Annotated in this window: 16 protein-coding genes; 7 read left to right on the top strand and 9 right to left on the bottom strand. The window is 64.4% G+C overall.

Annotated features, from left to right (window positions below; all coding sequences use genetic code 11):
* The first annotated feature begins 141 nt into the window (after positions 1 to 141).
* Positions 142 to 1512, top strand: a complete 1371-nt coding sequence (locus HHL25_RS04365; protein ID WP_169587632.1) for a flagellar biosynthetic protein FliO — start codon at positions 142 to 144, stop codon at positions 1510 to 1512.
* 166 nt (positions 1513 to 1678) lie between these two features.
* Here HHL25_RS04365 and dksA read toward each other — a convergent pair whose 3' ends face one another.
* Positions 1679 to 2098: an RNA polymerase-binding protein DksA gene (dksA, locus tag HHL25_RS04360; protein ID WP_169587630.1), complete on the bottom strand. Its 420-nt coding sequence runs from the start codon at positions 2096 to 2098 to the stop codon at positions 1679 to 1681.
* 319 nt (positions 2099 to 2417) lie between these two features.
* Here dksA and HHL25_RS04355 point away from each other — a divergent pair, with 319 nt between their 5' ends.
* From HHL25_RS04355 to HHL25_RS04340, 4 genes are all read left to right on the top strand, one after another.
* Complete coding sequence (locus tag HHL25_RS04355; protein ID WP_315853024.1) at positions 2418 to 2876, top strand: SixA phosphatase family protein; 459 nt, start codon at positions 2418 to 2420, stop codon at positions 2874 to 2876.
* A 99-nt stretch (positions 2877 to 2975) separates the two neighbouring features.
* Entirely contained in the window at positions 2976 to 4451 is a 1476-nt protein-coding gene (locus tag HHL25_RS04350) for a YcjX family GTP-binding protein (protein ID WP_169587626.1), read from the top strand.
* A complete protein-coding gene (locus tag HHL25_RS04345; RefSeq protein WP_169587624.1) occupies positions 4448 to 5530 on the top strand; it encodes a YcjF family protein in 1083 nt (360 codons plus the stop codon). Before HHL25_RS04350 ends, HHL25_RS04345 begins: the two co-directional genes overlap by 4 nt.
* Positions 5531 to 5661: 131 nt before the next feature.
* Complete coding sequence (locus HHL25_RS04340) at positions 5662 to 6216, top strand: hypothetical protein (protein WP_169587622.1); 555 nt, start codon at positions 5662 to 5664, stop codon at positions 6214 to 6216.
* A gap of 54 nt (positions 6217 to 6270) precedes the next feature.
* Here HHL25_RS04340 and folK read toward each other — a convergent pair whose 3' ends face one another.
* Genes folK through folP form a run of 3 tightly spaced genes read right to left on the bottom strand, consistent with a single transcriptional unit; the run spans position 6271 to position 8013 of the window.
* The gene (folK, locus tag HHL25_RS04335; RefSeq protein ID WP_169587620.1) at positions 6271 to 6795 is read right to left on the bottom strand and encodes a 2-amino-4-hydroxy-6-hydroxymethyldihydropteridine diphosphokinase; all 525 of its coding nucleotides are present in this window, start codon (positions 6793 to 6795) and stop codon (positions 6271 to 6273) included.
* Positions 6779 to 7147, bottom strand: a complete 369-nt coding sequence (gene folB / locus HHL25_RS04330) for a dihydroneopterin aldolase (protein WP_169587618.1) — start codon at positions 7145 to 7147, stop codon at positions 6779 to 6781. The genes folK and folB overlap by 17 nt, the downstream gene beginning before the upstream one ends.
* Positions 7144 to 8013, bottom strand: coding sequence for a dihydropteroate synthase (gene folP, locus HHL25_RS04325; protein WP_315853023.1), 870 nt, complete (start codon positions 8011 to 8013; stop codon positions 7144 to 7146). The genes folB and folP overlap by 4 nt, the downstream gene beginning before the upstream one ends.
* A gap of 100 nt (positions 8014 to 8113) precedes the next feature.
* Between folP and HHL25_RS04320 the strand changes: the two genes are divergently transcribed.
* Positions 8114 to 8740 (top strand): DUF922 domain-containing Zn-dependent protease, encoded by a 627-nt coding sequence (locus HHL25_RS04320; RefSeq protein WP_169587614.1) that lies wholly within the window; start codon positions 8114 to 8116, stop codon positions 8738 to 8740.
* Positions 8741 to 9021: 281 nt separating this feature from the next.
* Here HHL25_RS04320 and HHL25_RS04315 read toward each other — a convergent pair whose 3' ends face one another.
* Complete coding sequence (locus HHL25_RS04315; protein ID WP_169587612.1) at positions 9022 to 9342, bottom strand: 2Fe-2S iron-sulfur cluster-binding protein; 321 nt, start codon at positions 9340 to 9342, stop codon at positions 9022 to 9024.
* A gap of 130 nt (positions 9343 to 9472) precedes the next feature.
* Entirely contained in the window at positions 9473 to 9844 is a 372-nt protein-coding gene (locus HHL25_RS04310; protein WP_169587610.1) for an Hpt domain-containing protein, read from the bottom strand.
* 478 nt (positions 9845 to 10322) lie between these two features.
* Here HHL25_RS04310 and HHL25_RS04305 point away from each other — a divergent pair, with 478 nt between their 5' ends.
* On the top strand, positions 10323 to 15857 hold the full coding sequence (locus HHL25_RS04305; protein WP_169587608.1) for an apolipoprotein A-IV repeat region-like domain-containing protein: 5535 nt from the start codon (positions 10323 to 10325) through the stop codon (positions 15855 to 15857).
* 147 nt (positions 15858 to 16004) lie between these two features.
* On the opposite strand, the gene HHL25_RS04300 is transcribed toward HHL25_RS04305, so the two are convergent.
* The 3 genes from HHL25_RS04300 to HHL25_RS04290 are packed head-to-tail and all read right to left on the bottom strand — an operon-like array spanning position 16005 to position 18849.
* Positions 16005 to 16622, bottom strand: a complete 618-nt coding sequence (locus HHL25_RS04300; protein ID WP_169589553.1) for an ABC-type transport auxiliary lipoprotein family protein — start codon at positions 16620 to 16622, stop codon at positions 16005 to 16007.
* 29 nt (positions 16623 to 16651) lie between these two features.
* The gene (locus HHL25_RS04295) at positions 16652 to 18022 is read right to left on the bottom strand and encodes an MlaD family protein (RefSeq protein WP_169587606.1); all 1371 of its coding nucleotides are present in this window, start codon (positions 18020 to 18022) and stop codon (positions 16652 to 16654) included.
* Positions 18022 to 18849 carry an ABC transporter ATP-binding protein gene (locus tag HHL25_RS04290; RefSeq protein ID WP_169587604.1) on the bottom strand — a complete coding sequence of 276 codons (828 nt, stop codon included), beginning with the start codon at positions 18847 to 18849 and terminating at the stop codon, positions 18022 to 18024. Before HHL25_RS04290 ends, HHL25_RS04295 begins: the two co-directional genes overlap by 1 nt.
* Between the last annotated feature and the right edge of the window lie 4 nt (positions 18850 to 18853).

Genomic DNA, 18853 nt, shown 5'->3' with positions numbered 1-18853 from the left:
CAATCCCCATAGGTTTGCCGTATTTGACACCGATCATCCGGTCTTTTCGATGACGGATCGGCCTCGGCCCGTCTCGCTGCCCCGTGCCCGATTGCGAAAACCACCGTCTTCTGCCAGAAAGCGGAAAAAGGAGAGCGCGATATGATTGATGAACTGGTGACCGCCTACGGGAGCCGTTTTCTGGTTGCAGCACTCGGCGTCAGCCTGGCACTCCTTTGCCTGTTCATCGTCCTGTGGCTCCTGAGAAACCGCGCACCCTCGCCCTTCGTTCGCGGCGGCCGAAACCGTCAGCCGCGCCTGCAGGTGCTCGACGCGGCAGCGGTCGACGCCCGCCGCCGGCTGGTGCTGGTGCGCCGCGACAATGTCGAGCACCTGGTGATGATCGGCGGCCCGACCGACATCGTCATCGAAAGCGGCATCGGTGACGAACGCGCCTATCTCTCCGCAACGCCCGTGCAGTCCGCACCGCTCCAGGTCCCCGCCGAAGTCGCCCCGGTCGCCGTCGCGGCACCGGTCGAAGCCCGCGCCCTGCCGCAACGTGAGGCGGCACCCGCAACGACAGCGCCGATCGAAGCTCCTGTGTCGGTTCGTCCGGCCACTGTTCCTGCCGCCACCCCGGCGCCTACGCCGGTGCAGCCTCCCGTAAGGGCAGAAGCGCCTGCCATATCGGCTGCCCCGCAGCCGCGTCCGGTGGCGCCTGCTCCGACACCCGCCCCAGCACCCAATATTGAACTCCGCCGACCTGAGCCAGCGGCGATCGAACCGGCAAATGCGCAACCCGCCGTACAGCCCGTCAAGGCCGCCCCCCCGATGAGGACGCTCCCGACCGAGCCGGTTGCAGTCGCAGCACCGCGGCCTGTTGCCGAGCCGCCGAAGCCCCCAGCTGCAACGCCCGTCGCTCCGCTTCAGCCGGAGAAGGACGTGGCGCCGGCTGCCCAACCCATGCCGATTGCTGCCGCACCGGCAGCTCAACCGACGGCGGCCACGCTGGCGCCCGCGGTCGCAGCGCCCAGCCCCGTCACCGCAAGCTTCGCCATGCCTGCTGCGGCAACAGCATCGGCAATCGCCGTGGCGCCATCCGAGACACCGGCCGTTGCCGTCGCACCGGCGACCACCGGCAGTGCCGCCGACATTCTCGAAGCGGCGCGCCAGCGCGTGCTCCAGCCGGCGATGGTCGACGACCTTCTTGACGATGACCTCTTTGACGAGCCGCTGGACGAGGCGCCGCCGGCTCGTCGCTCCGGAGAGCAGAGCGAATTCGAACGCGTGCTGGAAGAAGAGATGGCACTCCATCTGGCAGCCAGCGAGACACCCGCGAAACCCGTCGCACCGGTTGCTCCTGTCCACCACGTTCTGCCGGAAACCCGCGCGGACCGGCCCGTCGTGCCGCCGGTTGCAAGCCCTGCCCACGTTGTCGATCCGACGCGGGCCGCCAAAGCCGAACCGGAAGAGCCGACGCTGCAGAACGAGATTGCCCGCATATTCGGGGAAATGTCGGCCGACCGTCACTGAGCCCGGAAGCACGCGCCCGGGGCGCTTTGCGTCCCGGACGGATCCAATAGCCCCGCACCCGGTCCTGACGGACATTACGCATAATACGAAAAATGCCGGCGCAAGCCGGCATTTTTCGTTCGACCTTTCGGCCGCCTCACTCTGTCACATGGCCCTCGAACGGGACCTATTCGTCGCGATAGACCTTTTCGCGACGCTCGTGCCGTTCCTGCGCCTCGATCGACAGCGTAGCGATCGGCCGTGCGTCGAGGCGCTTCAGCCCGATCGGTTCGCCGGTTTCCTCGCAGTAGCCGTAGGTGCCGTCCTCGATCCGCTGCAGCGCGGCGTCGATCTTGGAAATCAACTTACGCTGGCGATCCCGTGCCCTGAGTTCGATGGCACGATCCGTTTCGGAAGACGCCCGGTCGGCGAGATCAGGGTGATTGGCACTCTCTTCGGCAAGGTGATCGAGGGTCTCGCGTGCCTCACGGAGGATGTCATTCTTCCAGGCGATCAGCTTTGCGCGGAAGTAGGCCCTCTGGCTTGCGTTCATGAACTCATCGTCTTCCGAGAGAACATAATTGCTAAGATTGATCTTCTCACTCAACGCGAATCTCCTGAAGAACATCTCAATGGGCGGGTGTATATCCTTTCGAAAGGCGCGGTTCAAGCCTCCTGGCCGGTTTTAAGGCATTTTTAAATCTGTTACATTTTTTGGCTAAAAGCATATTTTTTCATCATTATTTCGAATGAGTATCAGGCCATCGATCACGCGTCCCGCGGTGCCATCTGCGACTGTGGTCTAATCGGTTTATACGCCAGTTGACGGACATCCCCGACAACAGCTAGTTCAAAGGCTCGAAGCCCTGTCGCGGACATATCACCGGATGACCCTCCTGACCCCGCCTCCAGAACGCATTTACCTCATGAGGCACGCGAAATCCGGCTGGGCGCTTCCCGGCGCCAGCGATTTCGACCGCACGCTGAGCGATGCCGGCTTTGCCGAGGCCGAACTTGTCGCGACGACAGCTGCAGACCGCGGCTATCGCCCGGGGGTTGTGGTGTCCTCGTCGGCGGCGCGCTGCCGCCAGACGACCGAAGCCATGCGCCGGGCTTTCGGCGGCACAGTGGAACTCCGTTTCGTCGACGACCTCTACAATGCTCCGGCTGATAGCTATGTCGACACGCTTGCCACTCTCTCCGGTTTCCCGTCGGTGATGATCGTCGGCCACAATCCGGCGATCGAGGAGCTTTTCGTGTCGCTGGTCGGGGCCGATGTCGCCAATCGGACCATCCCGGAGGGCTACCCGACGTCCGGCCTCGCCGTGCTGGACCACGACGGCCCCGAGGCGGAATGGCTGCTTCACGATTTTCTCATCGGCTGATCGCCGGGCCGCTGCGACGATCGCGCCATCGCCTGTTCCTTTTTCCCGACCCGATCGCTTCCTATATGACGGGACGCACACCATGCAGGGACGAATGAATTGCCGCCATCCTTGACCAGCTTCACCGACGAAGCCGCCATCGCCTTCGACAACATCGCAGACCGCGCAGCGAACCTCGTCAATCCGACGATCCGTCTCGGGGTCACGGGCCTGTCGCGGTCCGGCAAGACGGTCTTCATCTCGTCGCTTGTCCACAATCTGCTGCACGGTGGCCGGCTTCCGCTCTTCGAACCTGTCCGCTCCGGCCGCGTGACGGCCACCCGGCTCGAGGAACAGCCGGACGATGCCGTTCCGCGCTTCCAATATGAAGATCACATTCGCGCACTGGTCCAGGACCGCATCTGGCCGGATTCGACCCGGGCCATCTCCGAAATCCGCCTGACAATCGAATACAAGAGCGCCAGCGGCTGGAACCGGCTCTTTTCGCCGGGCCGCCTGTCGATCGACATCGTCGACTATCCGGGCGAGTGGCTGCTCGACCTTCCGCTGCTCGGCCAGGATTTCCGGCAGTTCAGCGACGCGACGACACAACTTGCTCGAACCGGCATTCGCGCCGAACTCGCCCGTGACTGGCTGGAGCTTTCGTCCGCCATCGACATGGACGGACCGGCGGACGAGATGGTCGCCCGTCAACTTGCCTCGACCTTCACGGCCTATCTGCGGGCCTGCAAGTCGGACGAGCGTTCGCTGTCCACGCTGCCGCCCGGACGTTTCCTGATGCCTGGAGACCTCGAAGGCTCCCCCGCCCTGACCTTCGCCCCGCTTGTCGACATGCCCGAAACACGCGCGCCGAAAGGCTCGTTGCGGGCGATGATGGAACGCCGCTACGAGGCCTACAAGACCGTTGTGGTCAAACCCTTCTTCCGCGAGCACTTCGCCCGCCTCGACCGCCAGATCGTGCTCGTCGATGCCCTCCAGGCCATCAATCGCGGCCCGGAGGCGGTTCAGGATCTCGAACGCGCTCTTGCCGACGTGCTCGCCTGCTTCCGCCCCGGCTCGAACAACATCCTGACCTCCCTCGTCCGCCGCCGGATCGACCGCGTGCTCGTTGCCGCCACGAAGGCCGACCATCTGCACCACGAGAGCCACGACCGTCTCCAGGCGATCACCCGGCGCCTCGTCGACCGCGCCGTCCACACCATCGGCATGTCGGGCGCCGGGATCGACGTCATGGCGATCGCTTCCGTGCGGGCGACCCGGGAGGCCAACGTCAAGCGGGACGGCCACGACCTGCCGGTCATCGTCGGAACGCCGATGGAGGGAGAAAAGGTCGGCTCCGAGCGCTTCGATGGAAACCGCAAGACCGCCGTCTTCCCGGGCGACCTGCCGGAAAGCCCGGAATCCTTCTTCCGCTCTCTCGATGCGGGCGCGGCGCAACTCGACCTGCCGGACCTCGACATCGTCCGCTTCCGCCCGCCGCTGATCGAGGAAACGGGCGGCGGGATCACCTTGTCGATCCCGCATATCCGCCTCGATCGCGCCATGCAGTTCCTCTTTGGAGATCGCCTCGCATGACCAGGCCACCGAATGTTCCGCACACGACGGGACGCCGTCCCGCGTCCTTCACGGTCGAACCGGAAGAGGCAACCCAGGCCGCCCCGGCGAAGGCCCGCCCGCCGCAGAGCTTCGATGCCGGCATCGAGATGGTCCCCGACGAGGCCGATCCCTTCATCGGCGCGGATATCACCGCAATCGAAGAGATGGCCGTCGCCCGACCTCGGCGGCGCGGAATGTCCTTTGGCCGGATCGCGCTCGGGGCATTCGGACTGCTGCTCTCGCTCGCTGTCGGGCTGTGGATCGACGGCCTCATCCGCGACCTGTTCTCGCGCTCCGACTGGCTGGGTTATACCGCGCTCGCCGTCCTCGGCATCGGCCTGGCCTCGCTCGCCGTCGTTCTTCTGCGCGAGGTGATCGGCCTCTACCGGCTGGAAGCCGTACAGACCCTCAAGGGGGACGCGGAGCTTGCCGTCGCCGAAGGCCGCAAGCCTGCCGCGCGCGCCGTCGTGCGGCAGTTGACGAAGCTTGTCGCCTCCAGGCCGGAGACCGCCCGTGGTCGCGCGTCTCTGGAAGCAACCGAAGAAGACATCATCGATGCCCCGCAATTGATCGAGCTTGCAGAGCGCGAATTGCTGAGCCCCCTCGACATCCGAGCCCGGGCGCTCATTCTCGGCGCCGCGAAACGCGTATCCGTGGTCACCGCCGTCAGCCCCCGTGCCGTGGTCGACCTCGCCTACGTGCTGTTCGAAGTTTTTCGTCTCGTCCGCGCCATGGCGGAACTCTATGGCGGTCGGCCCGGAACGGTCGGCATGCTGCGCCTCGTTCGCGACGTGTTCGCCCATCTCGCAGTCACCGGCTCGATTGCCGTCGGCGATGGCCTCGCGCAGCAGATCCTCGGCCACGGCTTGGCCTCCCGGCTTTCCGCAAGGCTCGGTGAAGGTGTCATCAACGGACTGATGACCGCCCGAATCGGCATTGCCGCGATGGATCTTTGCCGCCCCCTGCCATTCAGGGCGGTGAAACGCCCAGGGATCGGCGACTTCGTCTCGGACCTTGCGCCGAGTGTGACCGGCAAGTCCGCCAGCCGCGCCGATTAAGGCCAAGTCCGGGCAAATCAGGCTTTTCCCCGTTGCCCGGCGCGGCTTTTGCGGCTACTGCAAGGATGCATTAACCATTCTCGCGTTACTTTGTCTGCGGATTTGTTGGTTGCTCGTACCAGGGTAAGTCGATGTCGTTTCGTTTCATTTCGCCAGTCGGTCGCATGGCCGCCGTGTCCGTAGCCGCACTCGTGGCCGCTGCACCCGTCGCCGATGCCGCATCGCGTGACAAACGCTTCTTCGAATCGGTTGCAGGCGTGTGGAAGGGTCCGGGCGAGATCGTCGCCGGCAAGTACAAGGGAACGAAGTTTACCTGCAACCTGACCGGCCTGCCGTCCTCCGGCGGAGAAACCGGCCTGACCCTCGACGGCACCTGCCGCGTCGGCGTCTTCTCGCAGCCGATGAAGGCAACGATCGCCCAGGTCGGCGGCAACTATCAGGGCAAGTTCCTCGATGGCGCAGACGGCAAGGGCCTCGATATCGTATCGGGCAACGTCACCGGCGACCGCGCCGTCATGGGCATCAACCGCAACAAGTTGAACGGCGCCATGGTCGCCCGCCTGCAGAACGATAGCGCGATGAACATCACGATCTCGGTCAAGGTCGAGGATCGCATGGTTCCGGTCATCGGCCTCAAGCTCAACCGCCAGGCGGATGCCTACGCGGTCGGTTCGGTCAAGAACTGACGTGCCTTCGAGCGGGCGACCTTCCCGCTCATTCTCCCATTGTTACGGAATGCCTCAGCCGCGCCACCAGTCGCGGCTTTCGTTTGCCACCTCGATGCCCGCCCGGTCGCTCTCCGCCAGCCATGCGGATACCGTCCTGCCCTTCACGCGTATGTCACCGTCGATATCGGCAAGCGGCATCAGCACGAAGGCCCTCTCTGTCATGCGCGGATGCGGCACCTTCAGCAGCTCCTCGTCGATCGCCAGTCCGTCATAGGTCAGGATGTCGATGTCGATCGTCCGCGGCCCCCAGCGCTCGATGCGCACGCGCTTCATGTCCCGCTCGATGTCGAGGCAGGTCTCGAGCAGGACGAGCGGCGCCAGCCGCGTCTCGATCGCCGCGCAGGCATTGTAGAAATCGGCCTGGTCGGTCTTGCCCCATGGCGGCGTGCGATAAAGTCGCGATACGGAAACGATGCGGCAATCATCACGCTCGTCGAGGCGCCGCAATGCGCGCGCCATCGCGGCAACCGGATCCCCGATATTGCCGCCAAGTCCGAGGGTAGCCGGGCGCCACGCGCCCTCAACGGAAATGTTCAACACTCACCTGTACGTAGTCGAGAATGCCGGGCACCGGAGCGCTCGGCTTGCGGACGGTGATTCTCGCCCACGGGATCTGTGGAAAGCGCAGGCAGAGTTCCTTGGCGATCGTCAGGGCGAGCGCCTCGATCAGCTGGTGCCGGCTGGTGGTCACCGTCTCCTCGATCACCTTGAAGGCAATCCCGTAGTCGACCGTTCCCTCGATGTCGTCCCCTTCCATCGCCGCACCGGCAGACACGTCGAATTCGGCATCAACATAGAAGCGCTGCCCGAGGAACTCCTCCTCGGGATAGACGCCGTGGCGGGCGAAGAACGCACAGTTCTTCAGCGTGATCGTGTAGACGTCGGTCATCGGCCCGGCTCCTCGCCGCTTTCTTCTTGTGCGGCAATCATAGCATCGGCGATGGCGAGCGCGTCCCGGTTGATCGCGACATTGTGCACCCGGAAAACGGAGGCGCCCTTCATCCGCAGCAGAACGGTCGCCGCCGCCGTCGCGGCGTCCCGGTCGGCGGCCTCCCGGCCGGTCAGCGTCCCCAGGAAACGCTTGCGCGACGTGCCGACCAGCAGCGGATAGCCGAGCCCGAACAGCTCCTGCGTCCGAGCCATCAGCGCCATGTTCTCCTCGACGGTCTCCTTGGCAAAGCCGAAGCCGGGGTCGAGAACGATCGTCTCACGATCGATCCCGGCCGTCGCGGCAATCTCCAGAGACTTACCGAGATAGTCGAACTGGTCCTTGATCACGTCGTCGAGCCGGTCACGGCCACGCCCTGTGTGCATGATACACAGCCCCGCGCCGGCGCTGGCCGAAACGTTGGCTATTTCGGGCTCCTTCTGCAGCCCGTAGACATCGTTGATGATATGGGCACCCGCAGCGACCGCCAGCCGCGCCGTCTCGGCGCGATATGTATCGATCGAGATCAGCGCATCGCTTTCACGCGCCAGCCGCTCGATCACCGGAAGCACCCGGTCCTGCTCTTCCGAGGCGCTGACCGGTTCGGCGCCCGGACGGGTGGATTCCCCGCCGACATCGAGAATGTCGGCTCCGTCTGCAACGCAGGACAGAGCGTGTGCGACCGCCTTGTCGACGCTGAAGTGGCGTCCGCCGTCCGAGAAGGAATCCGGCGTGACGTTGACGATCGCCATCAGCCGCCCCTTGTCCCCCAGAGCAAGGCCGCGGCCATGGGCCACGCGCCAGTATCCGTTAATCCCGGTCGCCACGGCGCCGCCCTTTCCGGTCGAAAAAATTGCAGGTGCGATATTGCACTCGCAGTGGCTATGCCCCAAGGTCGCGGCGAATTCAACATTGCGGATACCACGAATGACGACTGCACGCCGCCTGGGCATCCTTTCCGTTGCCGCGGCCCTTCTGCTCACACCGGCAACGGATGGCCGAGCCGAAACCATCGTCCGAAAGTCCATCTCCTATTTCCAGATCAGTGGCACGACCGCGGATGATCTGGATCGCGAACTGTCGCATCGCGGACCGCAGACCCAGTCGAGCGGATCTCGCCATCCGGGCGCAACGCAGATCAAGTTCGGCGGTGAACTCACCTATGTGCAATCGGACGGCCGATGCCGCGTCGGCGAGGCCGACGTGACGCTCGACATCCGCATCATCCTGCCGAGCTGGAAAAACCGGAAACGGGCCAAGGGCGATCTGGCGCTCATCTGGGATGCGCTGTCGAGCGACATCAAGCGCCACGAGGAACGCCATGCCGAGATCGCCCGCCAGCACGCCAAGCAGCTCGAAAAGGCCTTGAAGGCTCTGCGGTCTCAAAAGACCTGCGAAGCCATGCAGGAAAAAGTCGCCAGCACGACGTCCCGGATTATCGAGGCCCACGACAGGGCCCAGATGGGATTCGACCGGGTCGAATCGGTCAATTTCGAGAATCGGATGATTCGCATACTGGAATACCGCGCAAGGCGCAGCACCCCCAAGAATTGAGGTGAAATTGCGCGCGAGAGTGTGGCTGCAAAGCCCCTGCCTTGCGCCAAACTTGCGTCGGATCCTGTGAATAAACGGCTATTTCTCGGCGTGGTACTTGCACACAAACTGAAATACAAATGTCATCACATTCAGTTCACCGAGCGTTGACGGTTCCCCGAGTTCTCCCTGGCGCATCCAGGTGCCACAGGTGTTTCCTCCCTCGCCTGATATGGCGATGCGCCCTCCTGCCTCGCTCGTCGCTGGTCGAAGAGCGGGGCCTTTTTGCGTGGTGCGCTACGTCAGCCCTGCCGTTCGGGTACGTTGACCACCAGCCCGTCGAGCGCAGCCGTGATCTTGATCTGACAGGAAAGTCGGGAGTTCGGGCGCACGTCGACGGCAAAATCGAGCATGTCCTCTTCCATCGGCGACGGAGCGCCGACCTTTTCGGTCCAGGCCTCGTCCACGTAGACATGACAGGTCGCACAGGCACAGGCACCACCGCACTCCGCCTCGATGCCCGGCACCGAATTGCGAACCGCGTTCTCCATGACCGTCGATCCTTCGTCCGCCGCGAGTTCGTAACGCGTGCCGTCGAAAGCGATGATGGTGAGTTGTGCCATGATTGAGGTATCCAGACTTCGCCAATTGAAAAACCGGCGAAGTCATCACCCAAAACGTAAGGTCAGTCAACATTGACCGTTGCGAATTTGCCGCCTTGCTGCTGCAATGCACAAGGCAGCGGCCGAGGCCTCAGCGGCAGAGCTTTAGGATGAAGTTTTCAGCCTCGATGACGCTTGCGGCAACCTGAGCGAGCTGGGCCGCATCCGGACCGTTCTTCCAGGCGGCTTCGGCGGCGTTCGACACGCCATGGGCGCCAACCGCATCGGCGGCATTCTTCAGCCGTTCGGCGATGACGATCCGAGCGGCACCATCCGTCTGGTTGGCGAGAGCCTGCAGGCAACCGCGCGCCTGACGGGCGAAGATCTGCAGGATCTCGATCTCGACGGCCTTGTCGCCCTTGGTCTGGGTGGCGAGTTGGACGAGGTCGATGGGACGGGATTTCGAAGGGCAACGTCCGCCGTTGTTCTCGGGGGCTTCGAATGCGATGTTGAGCGCTGCCATGGGCCAATTTCCTTCTTATATGTTTTTTGGTGCCGTCATCCTTGACGCGGCGGCGTGGCTATCCGGTTAAATCCGGGCCCATTTGCGGCGAAAACCTTGAGACATGGTTAACGTCGGTTAAAACCATAATCCGTATGGATTTTCGGCGGCTAATTTAGTTTAAATACTGTTAACAACGAATGAGGGTCGTTAGGAATGAAGGACCCTCTTAATTGTGTCGGCATGCCGAATGTGTCACTACGGTACGGATGGTATCGGGCTAGGGTGGCAACCTTTGCCCGAAACCCGGATGATGATAAGGATTTAGCCGGATAGAGCACGTCCGGCGGTGGTCCGGGTCTGTATTCCAATGGGATGCTTCCTCTGGCGTGGCGGCAGGATGGAGCTCTTGAGTAAGGCGGTTCGGCCGAGCTCCGTTGCAGGCGGCAACGGGTCCGTGACTTGACCGTGCGAGTGAGTGGTAGCGAGGCGTAACCCTATGGCGAACAAGAAGACGGTCGAGTCGGTTGACGACAGCGCGTTTCAGGCACTCGAAGCCGCGCTGAGGATCGATTTCGACGAACAGGAGACGCCGGCCTCGCAAAGGCAGGCGTCAGACGCATCGGAGGCCAAAGTGTCTGAGTCCAGCAACCAGCGTCCTGCAGCGCCTAAGAAGAACAACGATCGGCGCCCTGCCCGTGGCAGCGAGCTTGCCCCCGAGCCCGCGCCCCGCGCGCCGGCCTTCGAACCCGCCAACGACGCCTCGCGCCGCACCCCGGCCGCGATCATGAAGTCGCTTGAAGGCGCATCCATGCGCACCGCGATCCGAAACGCATCGATCATCTCCGTACTGTGGGTACTCGGCGCCATCGGCATGACCCAGCTGCTCTATGGCAGCCAGATGTGGCAGTCACCGACCGTCGCCGACGTCGTCGCTACTCCCGGCGTTGTCGCCATCTTTGTCGGCACAGTCATCCCGGTCCTCTTGTTCTTCGCGTTCTCCATCATGATGGCCCGCGCCCACGACCTCCGGAACGCTGCCCGTTCCATGGCCGAAGTGGCGCTCCGCCTTTCCGAGCCCGAAACCATCGCCTCCGAACGCATCATGACGGTCGGCCAGGCCGTGCGTCGCGAAGTCTCGGCGATGAACGAAGGCATCGAGCGGACGATCGCCCGTGCGACCGAACTCGAAACCCTCGTCCATTCCGAAGTGACCGCGCTTGAGCGCAGCTACACCGACAACGAACTGCGCGTTCGCGGCCTTGTCCACGAACTCGGTTCGGAGCGCGATGCGATCGTCAACCATGCCGAGCGCATCCGCACCTCGATCGTCGGCGCCCACGACCAGCTCAAGGAAGAGCTGTCTCTCGCGACCGAAGAAATCGCCGTCCGGCTTGCGACTTCCGGCGAAGCCTTCGCCTCGCTGATCGATACCCGCGCCGCGGCCCTCATGGAAAAGTCGGATGCTGCCGCAACCGCGATCGGTAGCCTGCTCTCCAGCAAGACCGAGAACCTCGTCCAGACGCTCAGCGCCTCCGGTATTTCGCTTGCGAGCGAATTCGATACCCGCCTGCAGCAGTTGACCGGGACGCTCGCCGAGCGCGGACGCGAACTGCTCGGCGAATTCGAGACCCGCGCCTCGACGCTCGATGCCAACACCGAAAAGCTCAACGCCGCCCTCAGCGAACGCGCCCGCCAGCTCAACGAGACGCTGGTCGAGCGCACCCGCGAGATCGCCGAACGCCTGACGACCGGCGAACAGGGCATCACCAGTTCGCTTGACGACGTACTCGCCAAGCTCAATGCGACGCTCGACGAAAAGGGCGCCACCTTCCGCCAGAACCTCCAGTCGAGCGCAGACGACGCGATCGTCGATCTCGACCTCCGGTCCGGCCTGTTCGAGGATCGCCTGCAGGCGACCATCGGCCAGGTCAACACCGCTTTCGACGAACGCGTCGCCGAATTCGCCAGCGCCTTCGACCAGCGCGCCGGCTCGCTCGACAGCAAGCTCATGGAGAGCCTCGCCCGCATCAACGAGACCGTCAGCGGCGGCTCGGAAGCGATCGACGGCATTCTCAACTCCAGCATCGAACGCCTCGGCTCGACGCTCACCGATCAGTCCTTCGCTCTCGCGACGGCCGTCGGCACGGGCCAGGAACTGATCGACGACGCCCTGTCGAACCGCGCCCAGGAAATCGCCAATGCCATGGCGGCCCGCGCCCAGTCGCTGACCGAAAGCCTGGAACAGGCAGAAAAGCGCATCGACGCGATCATGGAAGAACGTGGCGGCGCGCTCTACAGCGCCCTGTCCGGCAACCAGAGCCGTTTCGAGGAAACGCTGTCGACCCGCGCCGAGACGATCGTCAACGCGCTGTCGGGCAACCAGGAACGGTTCGCCGAAACCCTCGACGTCAAGAGCCGCGAAATTGCCGAGGCTCTCGCCGACGGCCAGCGGCGTCTCGACGAGACCCTGGACGGACGGGCTGCGGCGATCACCGGTGCCTTTGCCGGTAACCAGGAACGCCTCGAAACCACCCTGGACGGCAAGAGCCGCGAGATCGCGGACGCCCTCGCCGAGGGTCAGCGCCGCCTCGACGAAACGCTCGATGGTCGTGCAACCGCCATCATCGACGCGTTGTCGGGAACCGAGGGCCGTCTGGCAAACGTCCTCGACCAGCGGACTGCCGCGATCGTCGAAACGGTGGCCGACGCCGACCGCCGCATCGAGTCGACCTTCAGCGAAAAGGCCGAAGCCATCCGCAGCGCCTACAGCGAGAACCAGGACCGGCTGGATCTCGCCCTTGCCGGCCATGCCGCCTACCTGTCGTCCACCCTCGAACAGGCCGGCGAGCAGCTTGAAAAGGCCCTTGGCGACGGAACCGGCCGCATCGGCCAGACCCTCTCTGCGGGTCTCGGCGACATCGACGGCAAGCTGTCCGACACGCATGAGCGCATCCGCGCCACCTTGGAAGAACGCGGCAACGCGATCGACCTCACGCTGCGCGCTGCCCACAGCCAGTTCGACGCCACGCTCGCCGAACAGAGCACCGCCATCGGCGCATCGATCGCCGCAAGCGCCGGCATGCTCGAAATGTCGCTCGAAGAGCGCGAGGAAGCCCTGCGTCGTGTCATCGACGAAAGCGGCAAGACGCTCGACGAGCGCCTGCGCGGCACGGCCGGCACCCTTGCCGGCCAGTTCAGCGAGGCTGCATCCGAAATCACTCGATCCGCCGAGGACTTCTCCGGCCGCATCGAGCAGTCGGTTGGTGGCATGACCACCCGCCTCGACGAGACCAGCGCACGCATCGAGACCAGCCTCGGCACGCTCGAAGACCGGATCAAGAACGGCCTCGATGGCGTCGATATCCGCGTCGGCGATGCCGGCGAGAAATTTGCCAGCCGCCTGTCCGAAAAGATGTCCGACCTCGAGCGGGTCGGCACGGAAGCCGCCGACCGCGTCTCCCGCGTCCTCGAAGACGGGACCGCCCGCGTGGCGGAAACCTTCGAAGGCCGCACCGCCCAGATCGACGAGCGTCTGTCCACCATGGACCGCGCGCTCAACATCGGCCTCGACAACGTCAACCGCACGATCGAGGGCAAGGCCGCCGGCCTCGCCGCAGCCCTGCGTGGCGCCGTCGCCGATGCCGCCCGCGAGCTCGACGGCGAAGCCCAGCGGTCGATCGAACTTCTCAACCAGAGCGGCACGCAATTCGCCGAACGGATCGGCGAGCGCAGCGCCGAGCTCAGCCGTGCGGTCGAGGAACGGTCGGAGGACCTCGCCAGCCGCATCGCGGAAACCCAGAACCGCCTCGCCGGCCAGGCTGCCGCGGTCGCCCAGACCTTCTCCGAGGCCGGCGACGTGATCGCCAGCAAGGTCGCTGAAGCCGAAGCGATCGTCGGAACCCAGATTTCGAACCTGACCGAAACCCTGTCGGAAGCCGGTTCGGCCCTCGAGGCCCGTGCATCGGCCATCCGGGAATCGCTTGCCGGCAACACGCAGGAAATCTCGTCCACCATGGACGCGGTGGAGAAAGCGCTCGAAGCCCGCGGCAACACCATCCGCTCGGTGCTGGACGACCGGACCCGCGAACTCAATTCGATGTTGGCCTCACGGTCCGCGGAACTATCCCGCCTCATCGAGGAAAAGGCCGCCCCGCTGGTCGACACCTATGCGGAAACCGGCCGTGTCGCCGCCGAGCGCATCAGCGAGGCCGCTGCGCTGAGCGCCGAACGCCTGCGCGCCGAAAACAGCGCCATCGTCGATGCAATCGCGAACCGCGCCGACAAGGCCGCCGAGACGCTCGGCCATGCCGAGGCGAGCCTCACCGAGTCCGCAAGCCGCCTGATCGACCGTCTGAGTGAAAGCAATGCCGGCCTTGCCTCGATGATCGAGCAGGTCGCCGCGAATATCGTGGCCGCCGACGGCCAACTCGGCCAGACATCCGAGCGCTTCGCGGAGACCACCTCGAAGGCCGCCGATCTTTTGCAGACCTCGGGTCGCCTGCTCGACAGCAAGCTCAAGCGCCTCAACGCCGTCTCCGGCGAAACGCTGTCGCAGGTCACCTCGATCGTCGGGCGCTTCGGCGATCATTCCAAGGTCCTCAGCCAGGCTTCCGAGCTCCTGTCGGCGGCCCAGTCGAACCTCGTCGGCACGCTTGAGGAACGCCAACAGGCCCTGCGCGATCTTGCAGTCGGTCTCGTCAAGCGTTCCGAAGAGATCGAGACGACGATGAAGGGTCTCGGCCACATGGTCGAGACCGCCTTCGAACGGGCCGAACAGCGTTCCGGCCAGGTCGCCGGCAACCTGCGCCAGGGCATCCAGACGTCCTTCGCCGATATCGGCAAGATCCTGTCGGAGACCGAGAAGCAGGCCCTTTCGACCGCCGATACGATGCGCGGTGCGCTGATGTCGGCTGGCGAGGATGCCAACCGCTCGATCGAAAAGACCCTTGCCGACGCGGAAAAGCGTTCGGCCGAGCTTGCCGATCGCCTGCGCGGCGGTCTCTCCACCTCGCTCTCCGACGTCGACAAGCTGCTTGGCGAGGCCGGCCGCAAGTCCGACGGCGCCGCCGCCCACCTGCGCGAAGCGATGCGCCAGGCGGTCGAGGAGGCTGTCAACCGCTTTGCCGGCGCGACCGACGAGATCCGCCGCTCCGCGCACGACATCCGCAAGGAACTCGACCTGACCCGCAGCGAACTGAAGCGTGGCGCCTTCGATCTTCCGGAAGAAGCCAAGGAAAGCGCCGCCGCCATGCGCCGCGCCGTTGCCGAGCAGATCAAGGCCCTGCAGGACATTTCCCATCTGGTCGGCCGTTCGACCCAGTCACTGGAAATCTCCGAGCCTGTCGCCCGCAAGCTCGTCGAGGCCAAGCCGGTTGAAGCACCGCGCAAGGCTCCGCCCGCGCCGGCACCGGCCGCACCCGTCGCCGCCGCAGCACCGGCGCCGCAGCCGGCCCCTGCCCGTCCGGCAGAACAGCTCGGCCTTCGCGGCAGCCTGAACCCCGCGCCGGCACATTCCGCCACCCAGCGCAACGAATCCGGCGGCTGGATCAGCGATCTGCTGCGCGGCGCCTCGCGCGACGAGGAGAACGAGGCACCTGCCGCCGCTCCGGCCCCGCGTGCACCCGCACCGCGTGCTGCTCCCGAAGCCGCGGCCGCTCCGCGCCCGGCCGACAATCGCAATCCGCGTCACATGGTGGAATCGCTGAACTCGCTGTCGGTCGATATCGCCCGCGCCATCGACCACGACGCTTCGGTCGACCTGTGGCGCCGTTACCAGCGCGGCGAGCGCGACGTCTTCACCCGTCGCCTCTACACGCTGAAGGGTCAGCAGACCTTCGACGAGATCAAGCGCAAGTATGACCGCGAACCGGAATTCCGCGTCGCCGTCGACCGCTACATCGCCGACTTCGAGAAGCTGCTGGCCGACGTCGCCCGGACCGACCGCGACAAGACGGTCACTCAGTCCTACCTGACGTCCGACACCGGCAAGGTCTACACCATGCTGGCTCACGCCGCCGGACGGTTCAGCTGACGGCAGGCTCGGCTAACGAGCGTGGCCGTCCGCAGGACCGCGCTCGAGGCAATCAGACAAGAAAAAAACCCGGCGCCTCACGGCACCGGGGTTTTTCTTTGAGTGGCGACGAAATGGGGCCGGAGACCACAGTCCCCGGAAAGCCGATCAGAGCTGGCTCAGGGTCCAGGTCACGATCTCGGCGCTGACACGTGCGAAGGCGCGATCCATGGCACGGATATAAGCCTCGTTCGACGTGCCGGAGGCCGGCTCCGAGGCGCTGAACACCTTCTGCGCCTTGACCGTGCCATTGCGGTCGTTGAGCAGCTTCACCGAGATCTCCACCACGCCACGGTCTGCACCGACGGTATCCACCTCGAAGGCCCGGATATCGGTGATCAGCTGGAAGTCGATCGCCAGTCCCTGCCCGGGCTTGCCGACGCCGTCCAGCTTGCCCGTGTTCTCGAAGGTCTCGACGAGCTTCGCCTGCACCATGCGGGTCAGCTTGTCGCTCCACTGCGACTTGGACAGATAGCGGATTTCGGACGGGGATACACGCACCAGCACCTGTTCGCTGTCGAGCGCCTTGAGCGCCGAGGGATCGGCGACCAGCAGCTGACGATTGCGCGCCGGCCCGTTGCTTTCGACCGTCGGCGAGGCCGTGATGTCGAAGGTGTCGTTTGGAGCCTTGGACGCACAGGCCGAAAGCCCCGCGAGCACCAGAGGCACCGCCATAGCCGTCTTCAATCCTGTCATGCGACGCGCCGTCATAGCGGTTCCGCCCATCTTGCCCCTGCCCTTTCCCGTCATGGTCTTCACCGCCTAGTCCGTCCGTCATACTGCTTGACGGTGTCGCCACCGAACAGCAGCCGCTGTGGATCGCGGTCAAAATTGGTAATCGCATCGTTCAGCCCACGCACCGTCTGGCGGGTATCCGTCACGAGCGACTGGATGTCGCGCAGCCCGGTGTTCGAGAACCGCGCCAGATTGTCGGCGATCGGACCGATCTTGGCATTGAGGTTGTCGGCCGCACCACGGATCGACTGCAGGGTCTTGCGCGCCTCGACGCTGAGCGAGTCAGCCTCGCCCGAACCAAGGAAGGAATCGACCTTCTTCAGGATGCCGTCCACCTGATCGGAGGCGTTGTTGAGCTTGTTGGCGAGCTGCGTGAAGTCGGTGATCGCCTGGTCGATGTCCTGCGTCCGCTCGCTGATGTTCAGGCTGAGGTCCTTGAAGCTCTTGACCGCCTCGCGCGCATCGCCGGACGCGGCCGAGACATCGTCCATCACCTTGCCGATCTTCTGCTTGTCCACCGCGGCGAACACCTCGTCGACCTTTGCCAGCGTCTTGTCGGCATTCTCGCCGAAGCGCTGGAACGTCGCCGCAGTCTCGCGGAAATTGTCGATCGCCGGGCCGATCTTGTCGGAGGCATCGGCAAAATTCCCGGTGAACTCTTCGGTGTTCGAGAGGATCTTGTCGATCTTGTCGGAATTCAGCGCCTTGAACAGGTCCTCCGCCGCCGCGAGCGTCGTGTCGAGACGCCCAGAGAGCCCCGAGACAGACTCGGAGAGCGCGCTGACGCTCTCCAGGAACTTATCGATGCCTTCGGCGTTGTCGGCCAGCGACTTCGAGAAGGTCTCCGCATTCTTGACGGTGTTTGTCAGCGGCTGGCGCGCATCCGAGATGAAGCCCTGCAACTCGCCGATCGCGTTGTCGGCGCGCTGCAGGATCTTGTCGGCAGTCGCGAGCAGGTTCGTCACGCTCGACTGGTCGGCCAGGAGCACTGCGGGCTCACCCGTAGAGATCGCCTTGGCGAGAATGTTCTCGTCCGCCGCATTGCCACCCGAAAGCTCGATATAGGCCGCTCCGGTCAAGCCCTGGATTTCCAGCACGGCCTTGGTCGAGGTCGTGACGGGAGCGTCCGCCCGCACTTCGGTGAAGGCCACTGAGAATTGCGGATCCTGCTTGTCGATGTAGAGATTTCGGACGGAACCGACCGCAATGCCGTTGAACCGCACCGGCGAGCCGATGCTCAGACCGTTGGCCGAGCCCGGAATGCGGATCGCCAGCGGCGCCATCGGTCCGCCTCGTCCATACTCCGCCATCCAGTAGACGAAGCCGAAGGCGGCCGCGATGACCAGCATCGTGAAAAATCCGACGATCGCGTAATTGGCTTTGGTTTCCATCAGTCAGTCACTTTACCGGATGCCGCCGGATTGCCCGGACGGGGAATGGAACGGGCGCGCTTGCCCCGGAAATAGGACTTCACCCACGGATCGTCGCAGGCGAGCATATCGTCTAAGCTTCCCTCGACCAAGACGCGCTTCTGCCCGAGAACGGCGATGCGGTCGCAGACCGAGAACAGGCTGTCGAGATCGTGCGTGACCATGTAGACGGTCAGCCCGAGCGTATCGCGCAATCGCGCGATCAGTTCGTCAAACTCGGCAGCCCCGATCGGATCAAGGCCGGAGGTCGGCTCGTCGAGGAAGACGAGGTCCGGATCGAGCGCCAGCGCGCGGGCGAGCGCCGCGCGCTTGATCATGCCGCCCGAAAGTTCGGACGGGTATTTGTCCGCAGCGTCCGGATCGAGACCGACGAGGTCGAGCTTCAAATAGGCCAGCTCATCCATGAGCCACTTTGGCAGATCAAGATATTCGCGCATCGGCAACTGGATGTTCTCCTTCACGGTCAGCGCCGAAAAGAGCGCGCCGTGCTGGAAGAGAACGCCGAGACGCGTGTCGAGGTCCATGCGATCCCGTTCGCCGACGGCATCATAGTCGGCGCCGAGGATCTGGATCGAGCCTGAGCGGCGCGGAAGAAGCCTGAGAACCGTGCGCATCAGCACCGATTTGCCGGCACCGGAGGCCCCGACAAACCCCAGGATTTCGCCGCGATAGATGTCGAGATCGAGATTGTCGAGCACAACCTTGCTGCCGAAGCCGACGGTAAGCCCGCGCACCGAAAGAACCGCTTCGCGCTCGCTTCCCTGGACATTGGTGGTCGTGCCTTCCAAGCCG

Origin of the sequence: Rhizobium terricola, assembly GCF_012927355.1 — a bacterium.
In the GTDB taxonomy this organism is placed as follows: Bacteria; Pseudomonadota; Alphaproteobacteria; order Rhizobiales; family Rhizobiaceae; genus Allorhizobium; species Allorhizobium terricola.
This window is presented reverse-complemented; position numbering and strand designations above follow the sequence as displayed.

Excerpts from the sequence above, each read along its gene's own strand:
- HHL25_RS04315 (WP_169587612.1), bottom strand. The coding sequence starts at position 9,342 with ATGGCACAACTCACCATCATCGCTTTCGACGGCACGCGTTACGAACTC.
- HHL25_RS04305 (WP_169587608.1), top strand. The coding sequence starts at position 10,323 with ATGGCGAACAAGAAGACGGTCGAGTCGGTTGACGACAGCGCGTTTCAG.
- HHL25_RS04355 (WP_315853024.1), top strand. The coding sequence starts at position 2,418 with ATGAGGCACGCGAAATCCGGCTGGGCGCTTCCCGGCGCCAGCGATTTC.
- HHL25_RS04320 (WP_169587614.1), top strand. The coding sequence starts at position 8,114 with ATGACGACTGCACGCCGCCTGGGCATCCTTTCCGTTGCCGCGGCCCTT.
- folB (WP_169587618.1), bottom strand. The coding sequence starts at position 7,147 with ATGACCGACGTCTACACGATCACGCTGAAGAACTGTGCGTTCTTCGCC.
- HHL25_RS04295 (WP_169587606.1), bottom strand. The coding sequence starts at position 18,022 with ATGGAAACCAAAGCCAATTACGCGATCGTCGGATTTTTCACGATGCTG.
- HHL25_RS04340 (WP_169587622.1), top strand. The coding sequence starts at position 5,662 with ATGTCGTTTCGTTTCATTTCGCCAGTCGGTCGCATGGCCGCCGTGTCC.
- HHL25_RS04345 (WP_169587624.1), top strand. The coding sequence starts at position 4,448 with ATGACCAGGCCACCGAATGTTCCGCACACGACGGGACGCCGTCCCGCG.
- HHL25_RS04310 (WP_169587610.1), bottom strand. The coding sequence starts at position 9,844 with ATGGCAGCGCTCAACATCGCATTCGAAGCCCCCGAGAACAACGGCGGA.
- HHL25_RS04300 (WP_169589553.1), bottom strand. The coding sequence starts at position 16,622 with ATGGGCGGAACCGCTATGACGGCGCGTCGCATGACAGGATTGAAGACG.
- HHL25_RS04365 (WP_169587632.1), top strand. The coding sequence starts at position 142 with ATGATTGATGAACTGGTGACCGCCTACGGGAGCCGTTTTCTGGTTGCA.